Below are 25,790 nucleotides of genomic sequence, written 5' to 3' on the forward strand. Positions count from 1 at the left end.
GTGTGACGACCCAAGGGCATACGCCCGATAGGTCAATAATAACGAGACCCGGCGCGGAGATTCCGGCCGGGATGCGCGCTTATCCAAAGATTGCAGGAGAAAGTCAACATCAAATACAGGACTAAAGGTCAGACCCCTTCAGAACCTGCGCGACAGCCTGACCCAGCTTGTAATAGATGGAATCGAACATCTGATCAAAGCTCTCAAATAAAGCTGTGTTTACAGCCTTGCCCGTTTCAGTACGCGAAAACGCAATGTTCTCGCGCATCTCGCTGTCGCTCAGTGGTTTATAGGCAAGCAGAAAGAACGAATACAACCATGTCCGCGTTGACTCGGTCGTGTCGTCCTGTTGCTCCAAAAGTTGCGCGAGAAGTTCCGAGTCATCTCCCGTACCCAAACTCATTCCACGAAGAAAATTGAAATCAGCGCTAAGAGCGTTCTGAACATTCTGGTCAATCAGGTTGTTGACCACAATGTATTCTTCAACCAATCGAAAAAACTGTGCGTTTCGATCCCATCCTACGTAGGCGTCATTCGCCATCTCTTCGATCGCCTCATCTGACAATGCCACGCGGGCGGACAGTTCAAGCGAAGTGATGGTCTTTCCTAGATCACTTTCAAAAAACAAAATGGCGCGATCCAACTGGCTGTCTGTAAGGGTTTCCTCGAACACCTGAATGATGTGGCCACGCATGCTCTTCGCATCGTAAATCCGGTCTACCTGATCGAGAAAAACTTGCCCTCCCTGATTTTCCAGAAAGGTCTGCTGCAGGTCCTGCCCCAAATTGTGCCCTTCATTGCGAAGAATGTCGATGACTTCATCGACCTGCAGAGCCTCCATCAAGCGTTCGACCTTTTCTTCGGCCTGGACAGGCATAGCCCACAGAGCGAGGGTCAAGAATGCCGCGGTCAAACGCATCAGATGTCCTGTGCCGGGTGAAGATCAGCCATCCGGACGGCCAGAGTTTCAAACTTCATAGCCATGATTTCGTACTGAACGGCATTCAGCAGTTCATAAACCTCTTGCATCAAAGGCTGTTCCAGCGCTTCGGCATAGGCAACAACATCTGCGTCCGAGAAATCCTGATAGGTATAGGCTGCTCCTGCCAACGCAGACAATTGCAGAGACCGGCGCGCACCAGCCTCATTCCTTTGCATCATCTGGCGCAATTCATCAGGGTCAAGCTGCAAGTCGATCACTCCCGAAGCGCTGGCCGCGAGCAGAAACCGAAACTGGATTTCCTGCAATGCCCGCAAAGAAGTCTCGCTGGAATCTATAGCTGCGTTCATGCGCTTGAGGGCTTCAACACGCATCGATCCCTCTTTGATAAGCGCCGCGACAATTTCCTGACCTTGCTGTTGCTTACTGTCATCATCATTCATGTGTGACGCATTTTCGGCCTCAACCAACCGTTGACCGAGGTCTGAGGCATAGAACTCAACCGCATGGTTCAGCGCCTCGTCAGTGAGCGTTTGCTCAAGAATCGACACGGCGATCTCGTGCATATCCTCTGTGTCAAAGACTTCTTCAGTAAGGCGGGTCCAATCCGCGCCAAATCCGTCCGGGTCGATGCCCAGCATCCGAGGCGCCGAAGCAGACGATAGTGCGATACTCTCCAAAGCCACATCGAATCCTGTGGTCGTTAAAAAGGCTTCTATACGATCGCGCCCGGCAGCTGCGGACGGGCCTGCCAGTGTGGCAAAGGCTAAAATCAGCGTGAAACAGGAAATTGCGATACGGCGTAGATGATAAGTCATACCAAAGAGCCTAGGCGTTTTGTGCTCTCTGGCAATGGAAAATACGGTAATGGTGAAATTCGGGAATTTTCTGCTTGCACCCCCGCGCGTTCCTCACTAAATCCCGCCCTCACAGACCCCCGCGGAGAGGTGCCGGAGTGGTCGAACGGGGCGGTCTCGAAAACCGTTGTGGGTGCAAGCCCACCCAGGGTTCGAATCCCTGTCTCTCCGCCATTCACTGGCTAAATTCCAAAAATTCTAGAGTTCGTTGATCGAATTATCTGTATTGCCGTGTGTTAAGGTTCACAAGAAAGCCTCTACCCTTTCAACCACCCAGACCATAGCTATCAAGCTTGCACAGGCAGCGACGGCAGCTCGTGAGCCGACCCAGATACGGCCCGGTTGATTGCGCAAGAACACAACCAAGGGCCAGACTAATAACACGATTATCAACTGCCCAATCTCTACGCCAACATTAAAGGCCAGCAAGCTATGCCAGACATTGGGTGCGTCCACGCGCAGAATCTGGTGCAACATGAAGGAAAACCCGAACCCGTGGAGCAAGCCTATACCCGTGGTAATTCCAAAGGCCTTTAAGTCTCCGTGTTTCTGCGCGGGTGGTCGAACAGCCATCAGGGCGGCATAGATAATTGACAGCGCAATCGCCAATTCAACCGTGGGAATGAACCAGGCACCGCTGGGGGCCACGCCGAAAAAACCGAGGATCAGTGTCACGGTATGGCCAAGTGTAAATCCCGTGACGCGCGCAAGCAGGCTGTGCAGGTTTATCGCTCCGATAATCATACAGAGAACGAACAATACGTGATCTGGGCCTTCAATGATGTGTCGAATGCCTTCGACGACAAATGTCGAAGCAGCGGACGTCGCTGATCCAGACACCGTAATCGGCTCATGCATCAATCCAGTTGCGCGATAAGTGCGGACTTGATCGCCATTGTAGTCGAGGATCAGGTTCGCCGTATCTTCTTGTCCGGCCAACTGGGGATCGGAGGAGTAAGATAGCTCATAGGATTGGAGCGAACCGGTTGCGTAGCGAATATGCAAGTCCAGCATCACATCCCCTACATAGGTCTCGTCACCTGCGGGATAAACATCTTTGCCAGACAGCGAGCTTTGCGCTTCGGCCAGAGTTGCAAATCCGGGCTCGGAGCCCAAGCGGTGCAGGCGCATGGCGATGACCGAGGCAGATGGCGCCTGCCCGTCTACGGACAAATCCAGACCGCCAACTGCAAGCGCAGCCAGACCGCCCGGATCAGCCTGCAGAGCAACCTGATCGACATAGTGCATCAGCGCACCATCTTCGATCTGATTGTAGGTATAAGGGGCAGGATCTGGCAGCCCGTCGTCACCTGCCGGACCAACCAATTCGGCCACCACATAAGACAGAGGCATCCGCAGGAAGACGTCCAAACCTTCATCCGAATGCAAAACATGATGCACCCGAACATTCTGGTTCAGCTTAAAATGAGCAGCCGCTTTGGCTGCTGTTAAGACGGCGCAAACGAGTAAACCAAGAACGATAACAAGTTTTAAGGCTCGCATATTAGCCCTCTTTCTGTGCGTTCAGTATGGTCAGCCCATCCAAAACCCAACGATCGCCGCGCCGCGATACATCCATCAGCCCGCGAAAGTTCACGTTCTGCCGGTGCAAATGTCCCCAGTGCCCCCCGCTGACACGAGCGGTCCAATTTGCAAGGATCTGGAAGTCATTCTGCCCTTCGCCTCGGGATAGGCTTTCAATTAAAAGATCCACGGTGTCTTCTGCCCGCGCTGACGCCCCAGAGGGCAACGTGACAGAGAGGCCACGGCGCAACTCGGCACTCACGTCGCCTCGGTTCGGTTCGTCGACAAACGGCTCAAGAGCTGAACGAAGGCCATCCTTATCCGGCTCCAACAGGGCCGCATTAAAGTTACTCAGCATCCCTTGTATGACCAGATGGGTAGCAACCCCATCCGGTGAAGGCCGGGCAAATGAATCTTTCAACGCGAATGTCAAAACGGCTGCTGCAGCAAACGCACCGGACATTGCCAACGTCAGGCTCCGCGGCGCAGCACTCCAATACCAAGCGCTCAACACGCCAATCATCGAGAGCACGCCCAACCCAAGGGAAAGTAACACTGCCGGATGGACCCCGGCTGTTTTAACGAACACAGGCTGCGTTCGCGGCTCCTCCCAAGAGGTCAGATGGTTGGTCCAACGTATTGCCGGGTCCGTTTTGTAAATCTGCGAGGGAACCCCACCTGCCGGATCGCTGAGAGTGACAGGAACGACATCAACCCCCTCAGGGAACAACTGCCAAAGCATGTCGACTTGCTTTGCAAGTGCCTTTTGAGGATAGGATGTAACGGCGCCCAACAACATCGTTGTGCGCGTCGCGGGCGATTGGTCGGGCAGCACACGCAACCCCTCTGCACCTACCGCAATACGGGACACTTGAACGCTGTTTGGCGTCACGTCGACCCCATCGATTGTGACAGGGTTTTGACTTTTGAAGAAGCCTTCAGCCTCAGTCTTGATCCGCACGATCTGGTCGGATGTAAGGCTTTCAGCGTTGCCAAGGTCTAGGTCGATCCAGCCTTCCAAATCCTTCAGGCGAAAGATTACCTCGTGGCGCACTTCGCGTGGTTCGATCGACACAAAGGACATAAGTGGAGACTTGTGATGGCGGGTCAAATTTGGGTTTTCGAACGTGGTGAACCAAGGGTCTTCCCAATTGGGCAGCATCGTCTCTGCTTGGGACAAGAACCGGTAATCTGTCACCGGCACTCCACCGTGTGACGCCATCATTCCGATTGACGCCAATGGGATGCCGTCAGAGTTCAGTGGCGGTGTGAAAGTGATCTGTCCGGGCTGACCCTGAAACGGAAATTCCAAATCCACAAAGACGACATCAGCGCTACGCGGACGGGGCGCAACCAAACTGCTGGCTGCCGTCTGGCGCGGTGTTCGAGGGCGCACGTCAATTGTATGAATCACGCGGTCTAACGGGTTGCCATCAACTGAAACTTGAAATGTCTGCCCTGTGCGTTCCGACAAAGACGCGCCCGATCCATCATCTGGTGCAACAAAAAATGGATATGCATTCAGATCAATTTCCAGAATGACGCGGACATGATCCTTTTCGACCGATAATTCGGCGAAACTTGGCGCTGTTTCACCGCCGTATGGTGAAACCAGATCAGCCTTTGCGCTGCCCCAGCCCAGTATCAGGCTGGCCAGAAAGGCAATCTTGCACCAAGGCTTAGAAATGGAATGCAACGGCCGCATAAATACCGTTCTGGTCAATGTCATAAGCAAACTCCCCGCCATCTCGGTCCGTGGAGTAGTCAATTCCGTAAAACTGATAACCGAACCGCAGTGACGTGTTCTCCCAACCTTTCCAGTCGAACCCGGCCAGAGCGACATATTGCAGATCATCCCCGTTCACGCCAAAGCCGCTTAATGTGGCTCGGGTCGCGAAGCTCCACTTATCGTTAAGTTCGACGGCATAGCGCAATGCAATCAAGGGCTCGAACCAATCTTCGGTTCCTCCCAAGGTCATGCCCGGCCCCGGACCAGCAAGATCGATTTCCTGTTTCAGGCGGTTCCATTGAACTCCGATCGCTGCATCCGCGGCATAGCGACGACCTGAGACATTAACGCCTTCGGCGAACCTATAAGCTCCCTGTACGTTGAAAAATGTTTGTCTGACATCCACGTCGACGGTTGCATTGCCGATCGGCAGGTTCCCATCCTCACCGAGCTTCACATAGTAAACCTCGGAAATAATTCCGAAGTCACCGTTCCAGCCTTCGTACCGAACTGACGCCGCTCCCTGAAGTATATCGAGAACCTCGCTTAGGTTTAGATCCAGATCGACACTGGTTCCGTCTACTGTGGAAGTGCCGGTCGTGCTGAGAGGCAGAAAAAGATACGGCGTGATCGAATGCCGCCAAGCATCGGGATCGGTCGGATCGCGTGACAGCGCTTGGGCATTTGCGAATGATGAGGCGATTAATGTCAGACCAATCTGAGACAGCAACCATAGTTTCCACTTAGGGGTAAATCGCATTCAAGGTCTCCGGTCAAAAAATCGAAAAGAATGAACGGCACAAGTTTTCACCCGCGTCGTTCATTGACCCGCAGGTCATTCGTCTCCGGGATAAGGGAATTCTCGCCCCAGCGCTTCTGATGCTTCTTCGTAGATCGGGCGCAGAACATCGTCCACGTCGTCATACCCTGTCTTGGTGAAATCCGAGAATTGCATTGCCTCAAGCGGGATTCCCGAGCGTTTCGCGAATTCTGCCTTATCATCCTGCGATGGTGGTTCAGCGGGCGAAGCCAAAGGCGGCGACCAGGTACGCTCTTCGGTGACGGCCATCCGCACTATGATGTCGTCTTTCGTCACGTTCCAGACCATGAAGTCATCGGCCATGCTCAGAGGGCCATCATAGGTCGAACGGATGCGATCATGAACATTTGACGACGTATCGAAGTCGTTAAAGAAATGATACGCGGCTGCCATTCGTGGCTGGATGTCACTCATGACTTTCCCAAAGGCTTCGGGCGCTGTGTGTACCTGTGTTCCGGCCAAGAGAGCTGTCTCGGGTGTAAATTTCATTTTGCTTACCAAATCGGGAACCGCGATAAAGCATTCATGGATCGCAAGGTCAGCGTTCTTCGCGTATTCCTTGAACCATTTGTTCGGATAAGTGTCCGAACTGAAGACAAATTTCAAACCATTCCACTCCAAAGCATAACTTACCGCACCGTCGATCGAGTGAATTGCCGGGAATGTCCGAATTTGTACGCCGTTCTCGTCGTAGATGACTTCGTTTTCCAGCTTGTAGTCAAATTCATTGATCTCTATCGAGTATCCCCGAAAATCCACTATGCCTGCACGCCCAGCAAGATCCCAGGACAGCATCTTCTGCATGTGGTCGAGCGCATAGGCCGTTCCGAGTTCTTCTGCGGGTCCACTCGGACCCCAAACGCGAAGGGGGATGTTTCGTCCCATGAGTGCTCCACCGATGAAAAGATCATGCAGCGCGCCGAAATGGTCGGTGTGAAGGTGGCCGATAAAAACCTTGTTGAGATAGTTGTAGGGTATCTGCAGCGAGGAAATCCGCTCGGCCGATCCTGATCCTATGTCGAACAGGAATTTGTCACCGTTGCCCAACTCTACGAGGAAGCAGGCCGCAGCTTGCGCAGCTCGTGTTGTCGGCATTCCAGTCCCGCAGGCAATGACCCGCATTTCGTCTTCGGCAAGGTCTTCTGTATTCGGATAATAGGCCTCTCTTGGTCTATCCCGAACTGCTGTTGGGGAAACCTCTTCGGTCTCTTGGGCATAAGCGGCTGATGGGCCCACAAGGTCCACCATAACGTTTGTTACAGATGGCGGCGCAGCGGCCCAGACACCAAACGCCAAACCGAGCATGAAATGCTTTCTGAACTTCCTGAAGTCCGAACTTTGTTTCATTGGGCACCTTCCTGGAAATTAGATGTCTGCAACAGATCAAACCCCTTCAGACCGCCACTTAAGTGAGGGGCTCAAAAAAATATCTTGCGCGCAATTGGGCAGTGAAAAAAGTGAGTCACAGTTTGAAACTTCGTGACTCACATCAAAATAACTGCAAATTTAGGAATATGTTGAGGTGCGCTAATTCCCCGGCAGAAAACGAAAAACGCAACGCGCTTTCGCGTTTGCTTGACGACAGTCACCTTGAGGGGGCAGACCGTCTTCGCGCGTTTCTAAGATATATTGTCGAGGAAGAATTGGCGGGACGCGGTGCAGACATTCGCGGCAAAACAATTGCGCAGGATGTTTATGGCCGCGACACGTCGGAAGGAACTGATCCGGAAAACGTGGTGCGTGTCGACGCAAGGCGGCTTCGGCAGTTTCTGGAATTATATTACGAAACTGTCGGCAAACACGATCCAGTGCGCTTGCATATGGATAGCGGCGGCTATCGGCCCCGGTTCGAAAGCGTTAGACCGACACATAGTCTTCGACATAGCGGATGGCCTGTACGTTTTGGTGTTCCCATAGGAGTTTTCGCAGTCGGATCATTGATAGGTGCAATCATCGGAGCAAACCTGCTTACACCAGAAGTGAAATTTACCCCCAGCCACTCCGATACAGCGTCCACACCAGAGAATCCGAACCTGCTGCAACGGGCAGCAATTTATGAGAAATCACCAGCCGCCCTGCAGGCTTTCAATCTGGCTCAACAAGCGCGCGCGATGATTTTTCCGATCTTTGATCGCCCAAGGCAACTGCTTGTACTCTCGGTATTTGAACGTGTGATCGAATTGGACCCTGACTATTTTGGCGGTTACGCCGGAGCTGCGCAGGCGCTTGCGACGCTGTCGGTCATCACCCCACCATCAGAGGTAAAAGACGACTATACTATTGCCGCCACGAAGTTCGCCAATGAGGCCGTCCGGCTCGCTCCGGATAACGCCTGGAGCCAGTCTGCAAAAAGCTGGGCATATTTCGCAGATCGAGAGTACGAAATGGCACTGATGGTCGGAAAACGTGCCGCTCAGCTCGATCCGAATGATGGCGCCGTTTTGGATTTTCTAGGCGCAGTGGCAGTGTTCTCGGGCGCGTTTGCCGAAGCCATTGAGTTCGCAGATAGGCAATCACTGTTGGAGTCCAGCAATCAAAGGTTCGCCAACCGAAACATCTCAGGCGCGGCCCATTTCCATCTTGGCGACTATGAGACAACCATTCAGCGCTTCGATGAGGCGAAAAACCTAGGCGACCCGCTGAGCGCTGCATCCTTGGCCTACCAAGTCGCCGCCTTTTCCGCGCTGGGCCGTGACCACCAAGCTCAGGCGAAGCTGGCCGAGTTAAAAACCGCGTGGCCGGACGCACCGGTCGCGTCGATGCTGAGGAACATTCACAGCAACAACAAACATGCCGATGCGGTTATTAACGAACTGTTGCGTCAAGGCTGGTCGCCACCGAATACCCAGTCGAAACTCAACCGCTAGGCTGTATAAGGATATACCTAGTACAATTGGGCGTTTTGTTGCCGTCTTGGCAGTTGTTTTGGGCGTAGCATGGCTCAAACTTCAGTATTGAAAAGAACTTCCGGGAATTCCCCTTTCATTCCAGCTAGATATACCCCATCTCAGCGGCACAATTTTTCAAAGGAGAGACACATGACGCGCACTATCCTATTAGCGGTAGTCATCGCCGCAGCCGGAGCAGGCATTTACTATTACGCCACCCAACCCGAACCCACACCAGCCGAGCAACTGAAATCCGCCGCGCAGGATGCCAGTGACGCGGTCAGCGAGGCCGCGAGCTCGATCACCGATCAGGCGAACGAGGCTGCATCGTCCCTCGCAGACCAAGCCTCAGAAGCTGCGGATCAGGCTACCGAAGCTGCCACGGATTTAGCCAATCAAGCCGGTGAGGAAGTTGCGGCGCTGGCAAACCAAGGCCAGGAGCTGCTGAACTCATGGATCGAGGAAGGCGCGCTTAGCCTTGAGAACTTTGACTATGACGCGATGGTCGCATCCGTTCAGGAAAGCGATCTGGCGCAGGACCTGCAAGCCAAGGCCATCCAAATTCTGGACGACATCAAAGCTTCGCCCGAGACGATTACGGCAAAAATCCAGGAACTCCGCGACCTATTGTCGGGACAGTGACATCTGTGGGCTGCCCTACAAGGGTGGCCCTCTCCTTTGGGTGCGGCAGTGGTTCCCGCCACCCCATACTCTCGACCAATTGCCACAATCCATCGCTTTAGTTTTGGCTGTGATCCGATTGGCGGCAGTCCTTCAATCATGACCGAGATGTCGGGTTCTGACGAACGTTTTGATTTGTTCTGGCATAAGGAAAGTTTACGATTGCCCTGCCCCAGGTCATGCTTTCCACTATCCTTAAACACAGCGGCCAGTCGATCCAAACGTCACCACTCGACTACATTGACAGAGGTTGAATAAAGAAAAAGGGCTCGCAGAAGCGAGCCCTTTGAACTTTGTAGTTCGAGTAGCGATTAACGCTTGGCTATTCGTAAGGTTTAATTATCCAATATATATCAATAATTTACGCAGAAACGTAAATTTCTGCTATCGCTCTGCTAACAATCACCACTTGTTCAAGTAGCCTTATTGTTCCGCTTTTTCATCATCTTTTCAATGGCTTCGTCAAGCTCACCAGCTTTCGTTGCATCCTTCAGCGTAGCTAATGCGTCTTGCACATCTTGCAGCGTTTTCACAAATACAGCGTTGCCCTTGCCAAGTGTAAGCGCCCTGCTCCCATACTTACATTGCACATACCAACCACCGTCTTGTTCAAAGAACCACGCACGCACTGCGCGCATCCTTTCAACAAGCACCTTCTCGCCCTGCTCGTTCTTCGCCCAGGTCTTTTTAGCAACCTCGTAGCTTTCACCCTTAGTAGCTGCCGCCACGACCTTCATCTGCTCGTCAATGCCAGCAACCAGCTTTTCCCTGCGCTGCTGCACTGGGTCTTGCTTGATGACGCGAGTGACGGATTTAACGGTAAGTTTGGATAAGATGGTCACTTCATTGCTCCTTGTGTTGTCGCACAAGTCTGCTGTCTTCTGTTTTAATTTACGACCTATTTTCAGAGCACTATGCGGCGCACTAAAAGTCACAATTGCAGCAGACAGCGCGGCTTTGTCGCTTTGCTGCCTCCTACCTCAGCAAGCAAAGCATCTTGCTCCAAAAAAACTTCGCTAAATCATCGGTCCACTGCTCAAACCTTTGTCCCCAAAGAGTAAATACCTTGAAGGTATTATACATGGCAAATTTGAATCACGTACAACAGCAGCTTGAGTTGGCATTCGCTGGATATTTAGAACTTGACGACGGCGAACAAGACGCAGCGGTTGATATGGCTCTTGTGCTGCTGCGGCAAATGCTGCGGCACAAAAGCGGGATACGACAGAAGTTAGCTGAGTTTGGCAACAAGCCAAAATGCGCAAAGGACAAACGACAGCAACAAAACGCTAAAAAAGTGCGAGGCGAGCTCGTGCGCAAGACAAACGCCGCTAGCCCAAAAGCTCCTATCAAGCCAGTACAAGTGACGAAGAAAAATGAACTACGCAGATAACAAGGCATGGCACCAGTTACGGCACTGGATTGAACAACAGGGCTTTACTGTTTTTGGAACACTGAAATTTTTCGATGGTACCGCGACGAACGAAGCGCGTGGCGAGCAAACGGTGCGCAACTGTTTGAACGCGCTTGATAGAGCGTACTACGGCAAAGCGGTTGAAAATGTTGGGATGCGGCACAAGAGGCTTGTTTTTAAGCACTTGGGTACCAGCGGCGCGAACCTTCACTACCATTTTCTAGCCAAGCCAAACAGCAACCCAAAGCTGTATGCAGAACTGGCTAGGCTGCAGTGGGCAAAGATGAACAAGTGGACAATAAGTGCTGAAGAAACACAGATTGACGCTGTGCGCAGTAACAAGGCTGCGTCCGCCTACGTTTTGCATGAATATGGAAAGCTGGGCGCTGACAGCATTTGTTTATCTGCGTCATCGCTCAATCCTCCACCACGCAATCCACTGAGCTATCGCAACTTGGCGCAACTGCGTAGGTTGCTGCGATTGCACGATTTAGGGGCAGTCGACTTTGATTGGAGTGCGGATGAGTGCAACGCACTGGGACAGACATAGCAGACGTATACTGCGCGCGCTGAAACACGGCAAAGCTTGATGATGCGCAAAGGGCGGAAACGCTGGAAGTTACAAACGCTGTTTGTAGCTAATCGTTAGTTTTTGCCAATTCCAAACAACTCAAAACAAACGAAGTTTTCGAACAAAGGTAAAATGACATGAAATTGATGAGCTATACATACATGAAGCTACTTGAGATTGACGAGATTGAAACGGCAGAAGAGCTAAGCAGGACTTGGTGCAGGAAAAACAGGAACTGGTTTGCTTGGCAAAAACACGCAGGACAAGACTTTAGCGTTGATGCTGCAATTAACTGCTTGGCGCAAACGCGCGTAAGACTTGCTGAGCGCAGCGACAGCAAGGGAAAACGCGGACTGGAAGAAGTGGAGCAATTGCTGAGTGACTACTTGCTGCACAAACATAAGATTGCTGAGATTGCAGCTTGCGCAAACGGGTAGCCCGCAATGTTATACTTTCTACAATCTACAACATTTATATTGAACAGTATTTGATCTCAAACACTTAGCGCCAGCGCCTTTTTCGATCGCTTGGCAAAATGTGTGGTTTTACAATGAATTACAATGAAACCACACATTTAGGCTAAGATATGAAACAAGCAAAGCTACTGACACAAGCGGAAAAGAAACGCGTTTATGCAGTCATAGACGCTCATCGCTACAGTGCTCGCAACCGCGCCATTTTCGCATTCAGCTTTTTTGCTGGGTTGCGTGCATGTGAGATTGCAGCACTGAAAGTCGGCGATGCTTTTGATGCCAGCGGCAACCCACGCGACACAGTTTATCTGGCATCGACACAGACCAAAGGAGATGAATCAGGAACAGTTCTTGTCAGCAAAAGACTGCACAAGGCACTTAAAGCATATGCGACTACCTACCCTCGTCACACTAGCAAGCCTGATGCACTGCTGTTCTTCAGTGCTAAGCGCGGCGGGTTTAGCCCGCAGACAATAGTGAACCTATTTGCCAAATTTTATGCGGCAGCAGGCATCAAGGGTGCTAGCTCACACAGCGGGCGCAGGCAGTTTTTGACCGAGCTTGCGGACAAGGGCGTGAACGTGCGCGTTATACAGGCTCTAGCGCGCCACAAAGACATTAGCACCACGCAGCGCTACATAGATTACAACGAGAGCAAGCTGCGGAATGCCATAGAACTAATTTAGCTCTTTCATGTAAACTTGAGCCTCTTGCGCCACATCCGGAACAAGAACCTGACTTGCTTACTCATGCCCAAGTGGTACTGATTACAAAGAGTTTCTAAGGAGTCCAGCCTCTTTGCAATCACCTAAGTTTAAGTTTCTTTCGCCCGACCTAAACGACGTTTTCTACCCAAAGAATTTAAAGGAAGAATGGAAGAAGCGAGTTAGAGCACAACTTCGAAAGCAGCTGATTTTCGATGCCATTGAGTATCGGGATATCAACGACGACATCGACAATCTAGCTTCAAAAATTCGACGCGAAGTGACCGGGGGCAGCTACAGCGTCCGGCAGCCCAAAAGATATCTAGCTGAAAAGTCTCGTGGACTGTGCCGGCAAATGACCCTGATCCATCCACGTGATCTTTTGGTTTTGGAGCGGCTTTCGAGGTCTGTGTACTTTGAACTGAAGAAGAAGGCGCCCAGTTCATCAGCTTTTTTTGAACCTGACGATGGCAGCTTTGTGAAGGGCTTCAAGCAAAGTGATTTTGAGTACGGCTCATTTGCTAGCTGGAAAAAATTTCAAAAGGCAGTTTTAGGGTTCGCCAAAGAAAACAAGTTTATTATCGTTACGGACGTTGCCAACTTCTATGATTTCATAAACTTCCAGCACTTGCGAAACATAGTCGCTTCCCTCGCGGACATTCGGGAAGCAACATTGGACCTTTTGATTTATGTACTAAACCGACTGACTTGGACGCCAGATTTTATGCCCCTCACCCAAGTTGGTATGCCGCAGATTGAAACAACGGCAACGCGTGTTTTGGCAAACGCAATGCTCTATGAAGTGGATCGGGTATGTGAAAGCTCGGCGATTTCAAACTATGCTCGCTTCATGGATGATATGGATATTGGCGTTGAGTCCATCCCTGCTGCTAAACGCGTAATCCGCGACGTAGATCTCACGCTCCAATCGAGGCAACTGAGGTTAAATTCTTCTAAGACCAAAATCTTATCCCAAAAGGACGCATACAGACACTTTTGCGTTGCAGAAAACTTACTACTGGCTCGCTTCGAAACCATCATAGAAAAAGGCAGGCACCTCAACTGGACGCGCCAACTGTTGGTTTCGCTGTACGAGCTCTGGCTATGTCGCACACCATTTAGTGGACCGGGCGAGAAATCGCGTTTCAATGCTGGAAACGGCTCCAAAATTCACAAGTACATTCTAAGCCTTCTGTATCAATGCGGCGGGAAAGTGCCTGAGCAGGACCTTCTCTGGCTAGTCAGGAACGAGCCAGGAATGCGCTCAACTGCACTGCGTTACTTGGGAAGCTCGAATAAAAACAACAGTAATCTTGCCGAAATTTTGAAAATTCTTCGCAGTGGTCGCTTCGTAGACGATGCATCGTTAGTTGATACTGCAGGATACATGCTTCACGCGAAATTTCGAAAAACTGCCCGATGTATATCGTTAGCCAACGAATATTGCCAAATTGCTGCGTCCCAGAGTGACATCGGGCTTCACAGCGCGATATTTGTTGCCAGTAAATTCTTACCTCGCAGTTCAATCCTTGATTTGTTGGCAAAAAACAAAGAACGGATATCGAGTGATTATTGGCTGTCACGCGCGGCAGCCGGTATTTCCCCAGTGTTTATCGGGCAAGGTGCAGACTGGTCGTCATACCACGGAATAATCAATGAAATTGACAGCGAGGATGCGTACGACGTCCTAAATTACATGCTCGAAACATCAAGTGCGTCTACTTACAGTGTGTCTTTGAAGGCGTACCTTGATGCCAAAAACAGGTCTTTTCCACAAGAAATCTATTATCCGAAGGTCTTGGTCTTGCTCGCTGCGGCTCGAAACCCAAAAAGCAGCGCGCTGACCCCCAAAATGCACAAAAGACATCCGGCGTTGAAGAAAGACCCTTTTTTTTCGAACATGGGATTTTAGTTGCTAACGGCACCATGTCTATTCGTGGTGGAACTTCTTGATCAGCCTTTTATTTCCGGTGTCGTCATCCCATAACAAGCCAGAGCATGGACAATATTGCCGCACATCTGTGTCCGCGTCATAGGCGTGCGCCACACGCTACATGGGCTTATACGAGAGCAAGCAGCGCAATGCGATTATTCTCGAAAAAAAAACGCAAAAAATTCAAAAAAGTCTCCTTCCAAATCAATCACTTGTCCAAGCGTAAAAATCAGTAATTTATCATATATATCAATGCTTTATGGGTTATCAATTTTGACAAATCCGGTGTTTTGAGGTATGTTTATTAAGTAAGTTGATTGAACAGCTTGCTCATTCGAAACAATGTTAAAGGAACCAGAATGAACGTAAATTACATCGTTAGCTTCAAACGCCACACACAAGTAATGTTTGACATCGAAATTGATACTGATGGGGTTAGCTACGACGAAATGCTCAATCAGATCCAATTACAAGCATTTATGTGTCTTTGCCAGAACGGACTAGACACTCAAGACGTGTGGAAAATTTCAACTGCTGCGAACTGGACAGACACTTGGTGTAAGGAAAATGGTCCATTGCCAAGTGATTTCAAAGAGAGTTTCAACGGCAAGTTCTACTACGATGAAGACTTCACACTATATGACATGTTCTCTGAGATTTTTGTTAATATGCAGCTCAGAAGTTTGCCGCTAGTTGGCAATGCTTACAGCGTTGAAGAGTATTACAACAAAATCGCCTAACTACCCGCGCTCTTCACAAGCTCCAAAAACGCAGCGTCGCTTATCTCCCCAGCATTGTAGCGGCGCCGAATCTCGCTAAAAAACGCATCATCGTTCAAAGCAGCGCCTTCAGCAGCGCGGCTTTTCTTTTTGTGCCTTGTCTGCGTTATTTGCTGCCTGCGCTGCTTTGAGACAACGTGCGAATAATGCGTCTCTATCTGCTTGACCTTGCAGCCCATATTTATCGCTAAGTCGTAGATGCTCACGTCGCCCTTCTCCAAGCGCTGTGTCGCATACGTGTGCCGTAGGCTATACAAGCTGCGTTTTTCGCCGTCCCTGTTCAACAGCAAGCCATCTTTCCTACCGTCAAAGTCAATGGCTCGCAGGTACTGCTGGAAGCTTTTATTTAGATCACCAATCTGCTGCGACTTGCCATCTGCATCGCGCTTCTGCCCAAACCACACCCAGTCGTTACGCTCTTTAAATGGCGTGACTTCAAACCAGTCTTTGAGCGCTTTGTTGGCGCTTGGCTGGGTTTGCACATAGCGCACTTCATTCTTCTTCGTTGCCTTACTTACGCGGACTTCAGCAATGCGCTCTTCTTCGCCATCTACTTCTTCGTCCAGCTTCACGTCGCTCCACTTCATACCCCGCGATTCACCTACGCGCATACCACTGTGCAGCAGGAACATGATGAAGTAGGAAAGCTGCGCACGTTGCAGTTTGTGCCATGCATTCAAGCCCGTGCTTGCAAAACGCCCAACGCAATCCCGATAACTGCGTAGATTGCGTACCAACACCGCATATTCTTTACCGGTATCAAAGCCAGCACGCCTGTTTGGTGTTTGTCCACGTTCTGCAACTCGTAGCTTAAATACCTGTTGTGTGCGCCCGCGTTCGAATGCGTCGTAGAAGATTTGATTAAGAGCGCTTTGCTCCATCTGCAGCGTTTTGACCGCTGGAATATCCTTTGCATTTGCAGTGCCGCTTGTCTTGCTGCCACGTCGTTTAGGGTTGTAGTTACGCAGTTTCGTACCCTTGTCTGTCAGCCAGTAAGCTTTCCGCCAGTCCCAATACCCATGTGCAAATTGGGGAGTGATGTCATTAAGCAGCATTGACGTGCTGTCAGCGTGCGAGAAGTATTCTTTAAAATAGCGGTTGAAGTAGCGCTTGTGCCAAAGCGCACGTTCTTCTTTCCAAGTGCCGCCACGCAAGTTGCGCTCGTACCAATCGTTCCAATGTTTTTCAAACGTATACTCGTCCAAGCTGTGCCCAAGCCTTGCCGCTTGCTGCAAACGCAGGAACTCAGACTGCGCAAACACAAACGCTTCCTCATACTTTGCCAACTTTGTGCTGCGCGTGATGTAGCCTTTATGCCCAGCAATCTTTAGCCGCATGTACCAGTTTGCGGCGCGATGCGTTTTGGAGTTGGGCACGGCGACAGACAGGTTGCGTTGAAACAACACAAGTGCGCCACCGTAGTGTTCTTGCCTATTTTCGTAATATGCCATTTGGGTCGCGCTTCATTTTTAACGGCAACTGAAATAACCAGTGGACACGTCGTTGCTGATATACGCCTGCCCAGTATTCTCGTTGCTACATAAATGTTGATTAGGAGAGCTAAATGGGTCTTCAACAGACCTAGAATGAAAGGCAAAAATCCACTCGCTGGTATCAATGCCAATAGTTCGTGTCTCGCCCCCCAAAGCCCCAATTATTTTAATGTCGTAGACGTCATTGCTGTATTCACATGAAACCATAGAATAAGCACCATCGCCTTCAAACATCTTGCTAAAAACTCTTTCAGCAACCGCTATTACCCGTGCCGAAAATTCAGGTTGAGAGCAGACATCGTTTGGATTGGCTGAAGGAACGTGAGTTCTCGTTTCCTCGTCAGTTACACTACCTGGATCAAGGAAGCGAATTGACTTGGCGGCTATGCCGCACCCAAGGTCTCTGCCAATTGCACAGGACACTACACCTTGGACCTCGACGAAGTCGTTCAAATACACTCTCTTAAGCCCAGTTGTCTTGGTGAAACCTTTCTTGGTATAAATTCGCAATGGAAAATAGCCAGCAGTTGCTCCTACGCCAACAAAGGAGCTTGCTCCTCGTTCTAAGAGTTTACTAAGCGCAACTCTTCCCTGCCTATTGTGGTACGGTGTGATACAACTGAACGCAGGAATATTGTACTCTGGATCAATGTATTCGGGGAAGCGAAACTCGCTAACCAACCATCCGCCATTTTTAGTCTGAAGCCCCGCCCCCTTGAAAACACATCGCCAGTTTTCTATGGCACGTCCACGTTCTGCTGCTTCGTAACGTGCAGAACTGCCAAATACTTCTCGTACGAATTTATATTCTGCGGCGATCCCGTTTTTCATTGGATCGCTCGCAGAAACATAGGGCAGTTGCGAAAATGCTGTTGCGATCTCTGTTTGTCTCGTCAGATGTTCACGAGTTCCACTCAGATGCTTATTCTCCCCTGCACCAGACGTATGCCAATTGATAAACTGCTGAATTACTTTTTGTTGTTGGTTAGTCACAAGGTTTTTCAGAGGTTCACCGTTCGCTGGCAGTGACATCCAAACTAGTATCAGAATAACTGTGAGTGAACCGTTGCGAATAACCGTATCCATTAGTGCTTTTGTTCCCAAATGCCAAAATTGCTAAAAATATGCTAATTTCGCTAAACCAAGACGTCAATGATATCAGTATAATGCTGATAAACTGCTAACAAAGAAAAACGGTCGCAATTTCTTGCGACCGTTTGTTTTAATTGAGTTTTTAACTCGTTCTGCGTTAGCGCTTGGAGAACTGGAACGAACGACGCGCTTTGCGCTTACCGTATTTCTTACGTTCCACAACGCGGCTGTCGCGGGTCAGGAAGCCAGCAGCTTTCAGCGCGCCACGCAGGTTGGGATCGTACAGTTGCAGCGCTTTCGAGATGCCGTGCTTGACCGCACCGGCCTGACCGGTCAGGCCACCGCCTTTGACAGTTGCTACAACGTCGAATTCGCCTTCAACACCGGCAACCTGGAACGGCTGGCGCAGGATCAGCTGCAGAACGGGACGAGCAAAGTACTTGTCCTGATCCTTGCCGTTCACGGTGACCTTGCCGGAACCCGGCTTGATCCAAACGCGGGCAACAGCGTCTTTACGCTTGCCGGTGGCGTAGGAGCGGCCCAGCTCGTCACGTACGGGTTCACGTACGACGACTTCTTCGGCTACGGTTTCAACGCCTGCGACGGCGCTCAGCTCTTCGAGAGTATTGATCTGATCAGCCATCGGTCATTAGCTCCGGGTGTTTTTCTTGTTCATGGACTTAACGTCCAGAACTTCGGGCGCTTGCGCCTCGTGGGGATGCTCGGCACCAGCGTAAACGCGCAGGTTGGTCATCTGCTGACGCGCCAGACGGTTGCCCGGCAGCATGCGCTTGACCGCCTGGGTCACGACGCGCTCGGGGTGTGCACCCTCGAGGATCTGCTGCTTGGTGCGCGACTTGATGCCGCCCGGGTGACCAGTGTGCCAGTAGAAGTTCTCTTCGCGCTTCTTGCCGGTCATCTGGATTTTGTCAGCGTTGATCACGATGACATTGTCGCCCATGTCCATGTTCGGGGTGAACGACGCTTTGTGCTTGCCACGCAGGCGCATGGCGACGATCGAGGCAAGACGGCCCAGAACAACGCCCTCGGCGTCGATCAGGATCCATTTCTTGTCGATGTCTGCAGGTGTTGCAGAAAAGGTTTTCATGGCAGGATAGTCCTGTTTGATGTGAAAGACCGCCCAACGACAGAGCGGCCCGAATTCGATGGAGCGTATTTAGAGGGGCGCGATGCGCAGGTCAATAACTCTAAACGCTTTTAAATTGTTGTATTTCAGTTAGTTAAAAAATAGGTATTATTTTACCCCACACTCAAACGCTGATTTGCTCGGGCGGATTATCCAAAAGAGAGCGCAACCGCTGCATCGCGTCCTCGAACCGTTCCAGTGAAACATGCCCGTTCATGGCAATGCGCACAGCGTTCGGCGCACGCCCGTCACGCAAGGCGAACTCATCGGCCGAACGCAATTGTATTCCTTCACGCTCAGCCGCTCTACTAAAGGCCGCAGCGCGCCAACCCGACGGCAAGTGTAACCAGACGAAAGGAACGTCGGGCGCCCAGTTTAGATCAAAGCCGCCCAAAGCATTGACTGCAACCCGCACGTACTCACCCATTTTGATACGGACATCTTTCGCGATCTGACGTGTTCTGGGATCGGACAGAAGCAACCGGGTAAGCTCTGCCAGAGGTTGGGCAAGCCCGAAATACCCGTATTCGGCCGAACGCCGCAAATCGACGCTTCTTTCTCGTGGTGCGATCGCGAAACCGACACGCAACGCAGGCGTGAGGGTTTTTGAGATGGAGGACACATGCCAGCCTCGTTCAGGTGCAAGGGCGCGATAGCTGGGCTCGCGCGCGTCGCCCATGCGATAGCAATCGTCCTCGACAATCTGCAAATCAAATCGGCGAGCGACTTCAACGACTTCTTTGCGACGTTTAAGTGGGGTGTGCGCTCCGGTGGGATTCTGAACCTCAGGTGAAACGCAGATAGCTTGCGCTTGAGTTTGGCGCAGCACATGCTCCATCGCGTCTGGATCGATGCCCCATTTGTCCATTTTGACGCCAACGACGTCGGCGCGCATCAACTCACCTGCTCTGCGAAAGCCCGCATAAGACAGGTCTTCGACCAAAACCACGGGCTTGGCACCGCTTAATATCGTCTGAAACACCAGACACAGCCCATTCTGACCGCCATGTGTGAGTACAATATCATCATGCGAAATCGCACCCAAAGGCAGGTCTGACAACCAATCAACCACGGCCTGTCGCATCGGTTGGTACGCATCTCGGGTCGGATAATTTAGAAAGAGCCCGGGATCGGCCTGCGACACCTTCTGCAAGCACTCGCGGATCAACGCCACCTGCCCCACATCCGCCAGACGTGGGCTGAAAAGGCTGACATTCGCGTTGTATTTGTCATCGCGCAGGTGAAGCTGTCTGGCCCAAACATCATCCAGTATTGGGGATTTCGGGGGGGCGACAAATGTACCACGCCCGACCTCGGCTTGTAACAATCCTTCATCCGTTAGAATCGTGTACGCTCGTGCGACGGTACCCGGAGTAATCTGCAGTCGATACGCCAATTCTCGGACCGGAGGCAGCTTGGTACCGACCTCCAGCATCTTGTTTTCAATTGCTTTTCGGATCGTATCGGCAACCAGAGTGTATTTAGGGCCCTTAGACTTTGGCAGCGCCTCTGGCCAAATTGTATCCATTACAATTCTTCCTTTGCTTTTGACACAATTCGGAATGTATCAAGCTTATGTACCGAACATGTTAGCTTTGTGTCAATACAATTTGAAAGGATACCCACTATGACACGCGCAATGCACACACCCGCCCTTTTGCTGCTGAACGACAGCCCTCGGCTGCCGCTGATCGCTGCGCTGGCCGTGCAGTTTGCGGCAAAAGTCACCAAGTGGGAACGCCAACGCCGCAGCCGTATCAATTTGTCAAAACTGGATGACAGGCTTCTGAAAGATGTCGGCCTGACACGATATCAGGCACGTCAGGAATTCACCCGCCCATTTTGGCGGAGCTAATTTCCCCAGTCCCTAGATGGGACCTCTTCCTGGCCGGGCATCGCCCGGCCTTTTTTTATCCGAAAGCTGCGGCTGCAGAGCCTTCCGGTGGAAGGGAATAGGTCATTGTAGCCCGTGCAACGGGCTCGCTTGCCCCCTCGGAAAACATGAGCACATCCCCAACCGCAAGCGTGCGACCAAGTTTCAGCAAGCGACAACGTGCAATCATGTCCCGTCCGCCAATTGGTTTGCGGAGAAAATCCAGCGAGCTGTTCGTGGTTACAGCCAAGGACTGGCGACCTTTGCGCGCCAGGACCATTGCGTAGACACTTACATCCGCCAATCCAAAAATGGACGGGCCGGACACAGTTCCTCCGGGGCGCAGATGCCTGTCTTCAACGACCAATCGCATTACGATCGTTTCGTCAGTCAACTCTTCAACGACAAAGTCCTGATGAACCTGCGGAAAGATCTGTTTCATGTATTCCATCAGCTCTTCCCGGTTCATTGCCAATGACATGCTTTCCCTCCTTGGTTCACCGTCCTAGAGTTGGCCTGACATCGGAACGGAGAGCAAGATGGCAATTCTGGAACGTAACGACACGGGCGCGGTAGCCACACTAAAAATGAATGCGCCTGATCGCCTGAATGCGCTGAGCGATGAAATGTTGAGTGCCCTTCAAACCGAGTTCGATATCTTGCGGAGTGACAGCTCTATCAGGGCAGTAATCCTGCGGGGTGAAGGCAACGCGTTTTGTGCCGGCCATGACCTGAAGCAAATGACGGCGGGTCGACAGGCCGAGGACGGCGGAAAGGCCTATTTCCAGGATCTGTTCGCGAGATGTACGCAAGTGATGCTGTCTATCAGGTCCCTACCCCAACCCGTCATCGCACAGGTACATGGCATTGCGACAGCGGCAGGATGCCAACTTGTCGCAACCTGTGATCTGGCTGTTGCAGCGGAAGGCACCCGTTTCGGCGTGAACGGAGTAAATATCGGCCTGTTCTGCTCAACCCCTATGGTTGCTCTGACCCGGAACATTCCTAGAAAGCACGCGTTCGAGATGCTGACAACAGGGGATTTCATCTCGGCTGAAAATGCCGCGGAACTCGGGCTGGTCAATCGCGTGGTGCCGGAAATGTTGTTGGAACATGAGACTACAGCGCTTGCAGAGCAAGTTGCAGCCAAGCTGGGGTCGGCCGTCAAAATCGGAAAGCAGGCATTTTATGAACAACTAGAAATGCCGATTGAGCAGGCCTACGACTATACCGGCGCGGTGATGGCGCAGAACATGCTGCATCGGGATACGGAAGAAGGAATATCCGCGTTTATCGAAAAGCGACCGCCAAACTGGCGTCAATAAGTCAATTATTGTAAACAGTTCTCGGGATTGTTCTCAATTTAGCGCTTTTCAAAACGGCAACACTGTGGCAAAGCTGGGACAGAGCTAAGGCTCTGCAGACACTTTTGGGTCGCCGTAGGCGGAAGGTCCCTCCTGCTGGTTTCTCTCACCGGCATCGACGTTCCCGCAGCGGCGACCCCAAAATTCCCTGATTTCATAATCCTTACGCACTATGTTGCGTTGTGCGATGCCGTGTCCTATGTGGCAGCGCATGACACAGAAATTGCATATCGTGGGCGGCGGCATGGCCGGGTCCGAGGCTGCCTGGCAGGCGGCGGAAATGGGCGTGGATGTAGTCATCCATGAAATGCGGCCCAAGGTTGGTACCTTTGCGCACCAGACAGGCAATTTGGCCGAGATGGTGTGTTCGAATTCGTTCCGCTCCGATGACGACGAACAGAACGCTGTTGGCTTGTTGCATTGGGAAATGCGCGCGGCGGACGGCTTGATCATGACCACTGCTGATGCCTATCGCCTGCCTGCCGGTGGTGCGCTGGCGGTTGATCGTGATCCGTTCGCCGAAGCCGTCACTGCCAAACTTCGCAACCATCCCCGAGTCGAAATTACCGGAGAAGAGATCACCACCCTGCCCGACGATGGGCATTGGATCGTTGCCACTGGCCCTCTGACGTCATCAGCACTTGGTGAATCTATTCGTGCGGAAACCGGTGCAGAATCTCTGGCCTTTTTCGATGCCATTGCCCCAATCGTTTATGCCGATAGCATCGACATGAGCAAAGCCTGGATGCAATCACGCTATGACAAGGGTGAGACCGAGGAAGAGCGTACCGCCTATCTGAACTGCCCCATGGATCGCGACCAATACGAGGCGTTCATCGACGCCCTGCTGGCCGCCGACAAGACCGAGTTCCACGAGGGCGAAACTGCGGGTTATTTCGACGGTTGTCTACCAATCGAGGTAATGTCGGAACGTGGGCGAGAAACCCTACGCCACGGCCCAATGAAACCCGTCGGCCTGACCAACCCTCACCAGCCGGACGTCAAACCTCATGCCGTAGTGCAATTGCGCCGGGACAATGCGCTTGGCACGCTGTTCAACATCGTGGGCTTTCAAACCAAGATGAAATATGGCGCCCAAACCGATGTGTTTCGAATGATCCCCGGCCTTGAGAATGCCAGCTTTGCTCGGCTGGGCGGCATCCACCGCAATACGTTCATCAACTCGCCTACATTGCTGGACGCACAGATGCGTTTGAAGTCCAAGCCGAATATCCGTTTTGCCGGTCAAATCACCGGCGTTGAAGGTTATGTCGAAAGCGCAGCCATGGGTTTGTTGGCCGGTCGTTTGGCCGCAGCTGAGATTCTTGGGCGCGAATTGCCCGAAGTACCGCAGGACAGTGCCATGGGGGCTCTGATCCACCACATTACTGGTGGTGCCGAGGCTAAAACTTTTCAACCCATGAACGTAAATTTCGGACTGTTCCGCCCCGTTGACGGACTGAAAGGTGGTCGTCGTGGCCGTAAAGATCGCTACAAGGCCTACACGGATCGGGCCAAGGCCGAATGGAAGAAGTGGTTGGAGCACAGTTGACTGGACGCTTTAGGGTGAGGCGGCTTACCATTGGTGTATGAGCGACAAGTTTTTCAAAGACACCTACGCATTGGACACACCACAAGCGACTCATGCGCATTATCAGAAATGGGCCTCGTCATATGATGCCGAGGTTGGCGCGCATGGCTATGCTACCCCCGGACGGGTAGCAGAAGCGTTGTGGTCGAAGCTCCCAGAGCCGCAAACTCCGATCCTGGACTATGGTTGCGGCACTGGTTTGTCCGGAGTGGCGCTGCGTGCCGCTGGATTTGAGGTAATTGACGGCATTGATCCGACCCCGAAAATGCTGGAAGGAGCCGAGGCCAAGGAAGTTTATCGCAAACTCTCTACCTTTGAAATCACCGATCCGAACCCTTTGGAGAAAGGGGCTTACAAAGCAATTACGGCAATTGGCGTCATTGGTACCGGCGCTGCTCCGCCCGAGGTATTCGACATGCTGATGCATGCGCTACCCAAGGGTGGGCTACTCGGTTTTTCATTCAACGATCATACGCTTGCCGATGCTTCCTATACCTCGCGGCTGAATGATTGGCTGGACATGGGGGCGGCGCGGTTGCTATTTCGGGAATACGGCCCACACCTGCCCGGTATGGACCTTAAGTCTGACGTATATATTGTTGAAAAAGCGTGAATTTTAGAACTCGATTCGCTCCATCTCCTACCGGTCCGCTGCATCTGGGGCATGCTTTCTCAGCAATGCTGGCCCATGATCTTGCCGCGTCCAACGGGGGCAAGTTTCTACTGCGGATCGAAGATATCGACCGGTCACGATCACGTGCCCATTGGGAAGATCAGATCTACGACGACCTACATTGGCTGGGTCTTCAATGGCCCGAACCTGTTTTGCGGCAATCAGATCGCTTGGCCGCTTACGATAAGGTACTGGATGATCTGTGGGCACGCGGTCTGCTATACCCCTGCACCTGCAACCGCAAGGATATCGCCGCTGCCGCCAGCGCGCCGCAGGAAGGGGCTCCTTTGCATGGCCCCGATGGCATCATCTATCCCGGAACCTGTCGCAATCGACACGACCGCACGATTGAACGCCCAAAGGGGGTTCCCCTGCGTCTGGATATGACTGCCGCTGGCCGCGCGCTTCTTGAAACTGACCAATCCAATGCAACAGTCGGTACATTTCAAGAGGCAGGCGCAGGACCAGACGGCGAAACTGGCACCATAGAGTTCACCCTGGACGAAATAATCAACACTATCGGGGATGTCGTATTATCCCGGCGCGACATGGGTACATCTTATCATTTGTCGGTGGTTCTGGATGACGCAGCGCAAGACATCACCCATGTCGTACGCGGCCAGGACTTGTTCGAGGCGACCCGAATACATGTTGTTCTGCAGGCCCTATTAGACCTGCCTACGCCGCAGTACATACATCATCGCCTGATCCGAGACGACGCGGGCAAGCGATTGGCCAAACGCGACGACGCTCAGGCAATTTCGAAATACCGTGCCGAAGGTGCAACGCCAGAGGATATCCGGGCGATCGTCGGCCTGTAATTCCTCAATCCATCGGGGACATTAGTTCAACTTCATTGCCTTCGCGAACGGCTGTGTAGAAACAGGTGCGGCGGTTCGTGTGACAGGCTGCACCGGTTTGACGCACCAAAACCAGCAGGCAATCACGATCGCAGTCGAAACGAAAATCAACCAACTCCTGCACATGTCCGGATGTCTCACCTTTGATCCAGAAAGACTGACGGGATCGCGACCAATAGGTAACGCGACCGGATTCCAGCGTTTTTTCAATGGCCTGAACGTTCATCCACGCCATCATCAACACCTCACCCGAACTTTCATCCTGGGCGATGGCGGGTATCAGGCCGGCGTCATTAAACTTCAATGATGACGGGTCAAACGAGGCAGTAGTGGACATAAGAAAAACCTTTTGCATCCCGGTGGATGCTCACTATGTATGGGGAA

General features: G+C 51.9%; 27 protein-coding genes and 1 tRNA gene. 14 read left to right on the plus strand and 14 right to left on the minus strand.

Annotated elements, in window-relative coordinates:
• Positions 1–121 precede the first annotated feature (121 nt).
• Together GOW93_RS00750 and GOW93_RS00755 are read right to left on the minus strand one after the other, a co-directional pair.
• On the minus strand, positions 122–919 hold the full coding sequence (locus GOW93_RS00750) for a DUF2059 domain-containing protein (protein WP_170381160.1): 798 nt from the start codon (positions 917–919) through the stop codon (positions 122–124).
• Positions 919–1,758, minus strand: coding sequence for a DUF2059 domain-containing protein (locus tag GOW93_RS00755; protein WP_170381161.1), 840 nt, complete (start codon positions 1,756–1,758; stop codon positions 919–921). The genes GOW93_RS00750 and GOW93_RS00755 overlap by 1 nt, the downstream gene beginning before the upstream one ends.
• Before the next feature lie 123 nt (positions 1,759–1,881).
• On the opposite strand from GOW93_RS00755, the gene GOW93_RS00760 reads away from it, so the two are divergent.
• Positions 1,882–1,971 (plus strand) — tRNA-Ser (locus GOW93_RS00760).
• Positions 1,972–2,040: 69 nt separating this feature from the next.
• Here GOW93_RS00760 and GOW93_RS00765 read toward each other — a convergent pair.
• The 4 genes from GOW93_RS00765 to gntH form a co-directional block, all read right to left on the minus strand.
• Complete coding sequence (locus tag GOW93_RS00765) at positions 2,041–3,300, minus strand: HupE/UreJ family protein (RefSeq protein ID WP_170381162.1); 1,260 nt, start codon at positions 3,298–3,300, stop codon at positions 2,041–2,043.
• A 1-nt stretch (position 3,301) separates the two neighbouring features.
• Positions 3,302–5,050 (minus strand): hypothetical protein, encoded by a 1,749-nt coding sequence (locus GOW93_RS00770; protein WP_170381163.1) that lies wholly within the window; start codon positions 5,048–5,050, stop codon positions 3,302–3,304.
• On the minus strand, positions 5,001–5,810 hold the full coding sequence (locus tag GOW93_RS00775; RefSeq protein WP_217354773.1) for a hypothetical protein: 810 nt from the start codon (positions 5,808–5,810) through the stop codon (positions 5,001–5,003). The genes GOW93_RS00770 and GOW93_RS00775 overlap by 50 nt, the downstream gene beginning before the upstream one ends.
• 75 nt (positions 5,811–5,885) lie before the next feature.
• Positions 5,886–7,217, minus strand: coding sequence for a guanitoxin biosynthesis MBL fold metallo-hydrolase GntH (gene gntH, locus GOW93_RS00780; protein ID WP_170381164.1), 1,332 nt, complete (start codon positions 7,215–7,217; stop codon positions 5,886–5,888).
• 224 nt (positions 7,218–7,441) lie between these two features.
• Here gntH and GOW93_RS00785 point away from each other — a divergent pair, with 224 nt between their 5' ends.
• Complete coding sequence (locus GOW93_RS00785; RefSeq protein WP_170381165.1) at positions 7,442–8,737, plus strand: tetratricopeptide repeat protein; 1,296 nt, start codon at positions 7,442–7,444, stop codon at positions 8,735–8,737.
• 171 nt (positions 8,738–8,908) lie between these two features.
• Complete coding sequence (locus GOW93_RS00790; RefSeq protein ID WP_170381166.1) at positions 8,909–9,400, plus strand: hypothetical protein; 492 nt, start codon at positions 8,909–8,911, stop codon at positions 9,398–9,400.
• Between the two features lie 452 nt (positions 9,401–9,852).
• On the opposite strand, the gene GOW93_RS00795 is transcribed toward GOW93_RS00790, so the two are convergent.
• On the minus strand, positions 9,853–10,281 hold the full coding sequence (locus GOW93_RS00795; protein WP_170381167.1) for a hypothetical protein: 429 nt from the start codon (positions 10,279–10,281) through the stop codon (positions 9,853–9,855).
• 239 nt (positions 10,282–10,520) lie between these two features.
• Between GOW93_RS00795 and GOW93_RS00800 the strand changes: the two genes are divergently transcribed.
• From GOW93_RS00800 to GOW93_RS00825, 6 genes are all read left to right on the plus strand, one after another.
• Complete coding sequence (locus GOW93_RS00800) at positions 10,521–10,832, plus strand: hypothetical protein (protein ID WP_170381168.1); 312 nt, start codon at positions 10,521–10,523, stop codon at positions 10,830–10,832.
• Positions 10,816–11,403, plus strand: a complete 588-nt coding sequence (locus tag GOW93_RS00805) for a hypothetical protein (RefSeq protein WP_170381169.1) — start codon at positions 10,816–10,818, stop codon at positions 11,401–11,403. Before GOW93_RS00800 ends, GOW93_RS00805 begins: the two co-directional genes overlap by 17 nt.
• A 158-nt stretch (positions 11,404–11,561) precedes the next feature.
• Complete coding sequence (locus tag GOW93_RS00810; RefSeq protein WP_170381170.1) at positions 11,562–11,861, plus strand: hypothetical protein; 300 nt, start codon at positions 11,562–11,564, stop codon at positions 11,859–11,861.
• Between the two features lie 149 nt (positions 11,862–12,010).
• Positions 12,011–12,583: a tyrosine-type recombinase/integrase gene (locus GOW93_RS00815; protein ID WP_170381171.1), complete on the plus strand. Its 573-nt coding sequence runs from the start codon at positions 12,011–12,013 to the stop codon at positions 12,581–12,583.
• Positions 12,584–12,695: 112 nt separating this feature from the next.
• Positions 12,696–14,513: an RNA-directed DNA polymerase gene (locus GOW93_RS00820; protein ID WP_170381172.1), complete on the plus strand. Its 1,818-nt coding sequence runs from the start codon at positions 12,696–12,698 to the stop codon at positions 14,511–14,513.
• A gap of 380 nt (positions 14,514–14,893) precedes the next feature.
• A complete protein-coding gene (locus GOW93_RS00825) occupies positions 14,894–15,274 on the plus strand; it encodes a hypothetical protein (RefSeq protein WP_170381173.1) in 381 nt (126 codons plus the stop codon).
• Here GOW93_RS00825 and GOW93_RS00830 read toward each other — a convergent pair.
• The 5 genes from GOW93_RS00830 to GOW93_RS00850 form a co-directional block, all read right to left on the minus strand.
• Entirely contained in the window at positions 15,271–16,764 is a 1,494-nt protein-coding gene (locus GOW93_RS00830) for a site-specific integrase (protein ID WP_170381174.1), read from the minus strand. The genes GOW93_RS00825 and GOW93_RS00830 overlap by 4 nt on opposite strands.
• Before the next feature lie 18 nt (positions 16,765–16,782).
• Positions 16,783–17,892, minus strand: coding sequence for a hypothetical protein (locus GOW93_RS00835; protein ID WP_170381175.1), 1,110 nt, complete (start codon positions 17,890–17,892; stop codon positions 16,783–16,785).
• Between the two features lie 163 nt (positions 17,893–18,055).
• Positions 18,056–18,541 carry a 30S ribosomal protein S9 gene (rpsI, locus tag GOW93_RS00840; RefSeq protein ID WP_170381176.1) on the minus strand — a complete coding sequence of 162 codons (486 nt, stop codon included), beginning with the start codon at positions 18,539–18,541 and terminating at the stop codon, positions 18,056–18,058.
• 6 nt (positions 18,542–18,547) lie between these two features.
• Positions 18,548–19,006: a 50S ribosomal protein L13 gene (rplM, locus tag GOW93_RS00845; RefSeq protein ID WP_039536983.1), complete on the minus strand. Its 459-nt coding sequence runs from the start codon at positions 19,004–19,006 to the stop codon at positions 18,548–18,550.
• Positions 19,007–19,169: 163 nt separating this feature from the next.
• Positions 19,170–20,573 (minus strand): PLP-dependent aminotransferase family protein, encoded by a 1,404-nt coding sequence (locus GOW93_RS00850; RefSeq protein ID WP_170381177.1) that lies wholly within the window; start codon positions 20,571–20,573, stop codon positions 19,170–19,172.
• A gap of 99 nt (positions 20,574–20,672) precedes the next feature.
• On the opposite strand from GOW93_RS00850, the gene GOW93_RS00855 reads away from it, so the two are divergent.
• Positions 20,673–20,900, plus strand: coding sequence for a DUF1127 domain-containing protein (locus GOW93_RS00855; protein ID WP_170381178.1), 228 nt, complete (start codon positions 20,673–20,675; stop codon positions 20,898–20,900).
• A gap of 55 nt (positions 20,901–20,955) precedes the next feature.
• Here the strand turns inward: GOW93_RS00855 and GOW93_RS00860 are convergent, their stop codons facing one another.
• The gene (locus GOW93_RS00860; protein ID WP_170381179.1) at positions 20,956–21,399 is read right to left on the minus strand and encodes a PaaI family thioesterase; all 444 of its coding nucleotides are present in this window, start codon (positions 21,397–21,399) and stop codon (positions 20,956–20,958) included.
• Positions 21,400–21,457: 58 nt separating this feature from the next.
• Between GOW93_RS00860 and GOW93_RS00865 the strand changes: the two genes are divergently transcribed.
• From GOW93_RS00865 to gluQRS, 4 genes are all read left to right on the plus strand, one after another.
• On the plus strand, positions 21,458–22,243 hold the full coding sequence (locus tag GOW93_RS00865) for an enoyl-CoA hydratase (RefSeq protein ID WP_170381180.1): 786 nt from the start codon (positions 21,458–21,460) through the stop codon (positions 22,241–22,243).
• A gap of 250 nt (positions 22,244–22,493) precedes the next feature.
• On the plus strand, positions 22,494–23,834 hold the full coding sequence (gene trmFO / locus GOW93_RS00870; RefSeq protein ID WP_170381181.1) for a methylenetetrahydrofolate--tRNA-(uracil(54)-C(5))-methyltransferase (FADH(2)-oxidizing) TrmFO: 1,341 nt from the start codon (positions 22,494–22,496) through the stop codon (positions 23,832–23,834).
• A gap of 37 nt (positions 23,835–23,871) precedes the next feature.
• Positions 23,872–24,486 (plus strand): class I SAM-dependent DNA methyltransferase, encoded by a 615-nt coding sequence (locus GOW93_RS00875; protein WP_170381182.1) that lies wholly within the window; start codon positions 23,872–23,874, stop codon positions 24,484–24,486.
• On the plus strand, positions 24,483–25,367 hold the full coding sequence (gene gluQRS, locus GOW93_RS00880; protein ID WP_170381183.1) for a tRNA glutamyl-Q(34) synthetase GluQRS: 885 nt from the start codon (positions 24,483–24,485) through the stop codon (positions 25,365–25,367). The genes GOW93_RS00875 and gluQRS overlap by 4 nt, the downstream gene beginning before the upstream one ends.
• A 4-nt stretch (positions 25,368–25,371) precedes the next feature.
• Here gluQRS and hisI read toward each other — a convergent pair whose 3' ends face one another.
• Positions 25,372–25,761: a phosphoribosyl-AMP cyclohydrolase gene (hisI, locus tag GOW93_RS00885; protein ID WP_170381184.1), complete on the minus strand. Its 390-nt coding sequence runs from the start codon at positions 25,759–25,761 to the stop codon at positions 25,372–25,374.
• Positions 25,762–25,790 lie beyond the last annotated feature (29 nt).

Source organism: Ruegeria atlantica, assembly GCF_013032455.1.
Lineage (GTDB): Bacteria > Pseudomonadota > Alphaproteobacteria > Rhodobacterales > Rhodobacteraceae > Ruegeria > Ruegeria atlantica_B.

Coding starts and splice junctions, on each gene's coding strand:
- GOW93_RS00750 (WP_170381160.1), bottom strand. CDS start 919: ATGCGTTTGACCGCGGCATTCTTGACCCTCGCTCTGTGGGCTATGCCT.
- GOW93_RS00755 (WP_170381161.1), bottom strand. CDS start 1,758: ATGACTTATCATCTACGCCGTATCGCAATTTCCTGTTTCACGCTGATT.
- GOW93_RS00765 (WP_170381162.1), bottom strand. CDS start 3,300: ATGCGAGCCTTAAAACTTGTTATCGTTCTTGGTTTACTCGTTTGCGCC.
- GOW93_RS00770 (WP_170381163.1), bottom strand. CDS start 5,050: ATGACATTGACCAGAACGGTATTTATGCGGCCGTTGCATTCCATTTCT.
- GOW93_RS00775 (WP_217354773.1), bottom strand. CDS start 5,810: ATGCGATTTACCCCTAAGTGGAAACTATGGTTGCTGTCTCAGATTGGT.
- gntH (WP_170381164.1), bottom strand. CDS start 7,217: ATGAAACAAAGTTCGGACTTCAGGAAGTTCAGAAAGCATTTCATGCTC.
- GOW93_RS00790 (WP_170381166.1), top strand. CDS start 8,909: ATGACGCGCACTATCCTATTAGCGGTAGTCATCGCCGCAGCCGGAGCA.
- GOW93_RS00800 (WP_170381168.1), top strand. CDS start 10,521: ATGGCAAATTTGAATCACGTACAACAGCAGCTTGAGTTGGCATTCGCT.
- GOW93_RS00805 (WP_170381169.1), top strand. CDS start 10,816: ATGAACTACGCAGATAACAAGGCATGGCACCAGTTACGGCACTGGATT.
- GOW93_RS00810 (WP_170381170.1), top strand. CDS start 11,562: ATGAAATTGATGAGCTATACATACATGAAGCTACTTGAGATTGACGAG.
- GOW93_RS00815 (WP_170381171.1), top strand. CDS start 12,011: ATGAAACAAGCAAAGCTACTGACACAAGCGGAAAAGAAACGCGTTTAT.
- GOW93_RS00825 (WP_170381173.1), top strand. CDS start 14,894: ATGAACGTAAATTACATCGTTAGCTTCAAACGCCACACACAAGTAATG.
- GOW93_RS00830 (WP_170381174.1), bottom strand. CDS start 16,764: ATGGCATATTACGAAAATAGGCAAGAACACTACGGTGGCGCACTTGTG.
- GOW93_RS00835 (WP_170381175.1), bottom strand. CDS start 17,892: ATGGATACGGTTATTCGCAACGGTTCACTCACAGTTATTCTGATACTA.
- rpsI (WP_170381176.1), bottom strand. CDS start 18,541: ATGGCTGATCAGATCAATACTCTCGAAGAGCTGAGCGCCGTCGCAGGC.
- rplM (WP_039536983.1), bottom strand. CDS start 19,006: ATGAAAACCTTTTCTGCAACACCTGCAGACATCGACAAGAAATGGATC.
- GOW93_RS00850 (WP_170381177.1), bottom strand. CDS start 20,573: ATGGATACAATTTGGCCAGAGGCGCTGCCAAAGTCTAAGGGCCCTAAA.
- GOW93_RS00855 (WP_170381178.1), top strand. CDS start 20,673: ATGACACGCGCAATGCACACACCCGCCCTTTTGCTGCTGAACGACAGC.
- GOW93_RS00860 (WP_170381179.1), bottom strand. CDS start 21,399: ATGTCATTGGCAATGAACCGGGAAGAGCTGATGGAATACATGAAACAG.
- GOW93_RS00865 (WP_170381180.1), top strand. CDS start 21,458: ATGGCAATTCTGGAACGTAACGACACGGGCGCGGTAGCCACACTAAAA.
- trmFO (WP_170381181.1), top strand. CDS start 22,494: ATGACACAGAAATTGCATATCGTGGGCGGCGGCATGGCCGGGTCCGAG.
- GOW93_RS00875 (WP_170381182.1), top strand. CDS start 23,872: ATGAGCGACAAGTTTTTCAAAGACACCTACGCATTGGACACACCACAA.
- hisI (WP_170381184.1), bottom strand. CDS start 25,761: ATGCAAAAGGTTTTTCTTATGTCCACTACTGCCTCGTTTGACCCGTCA.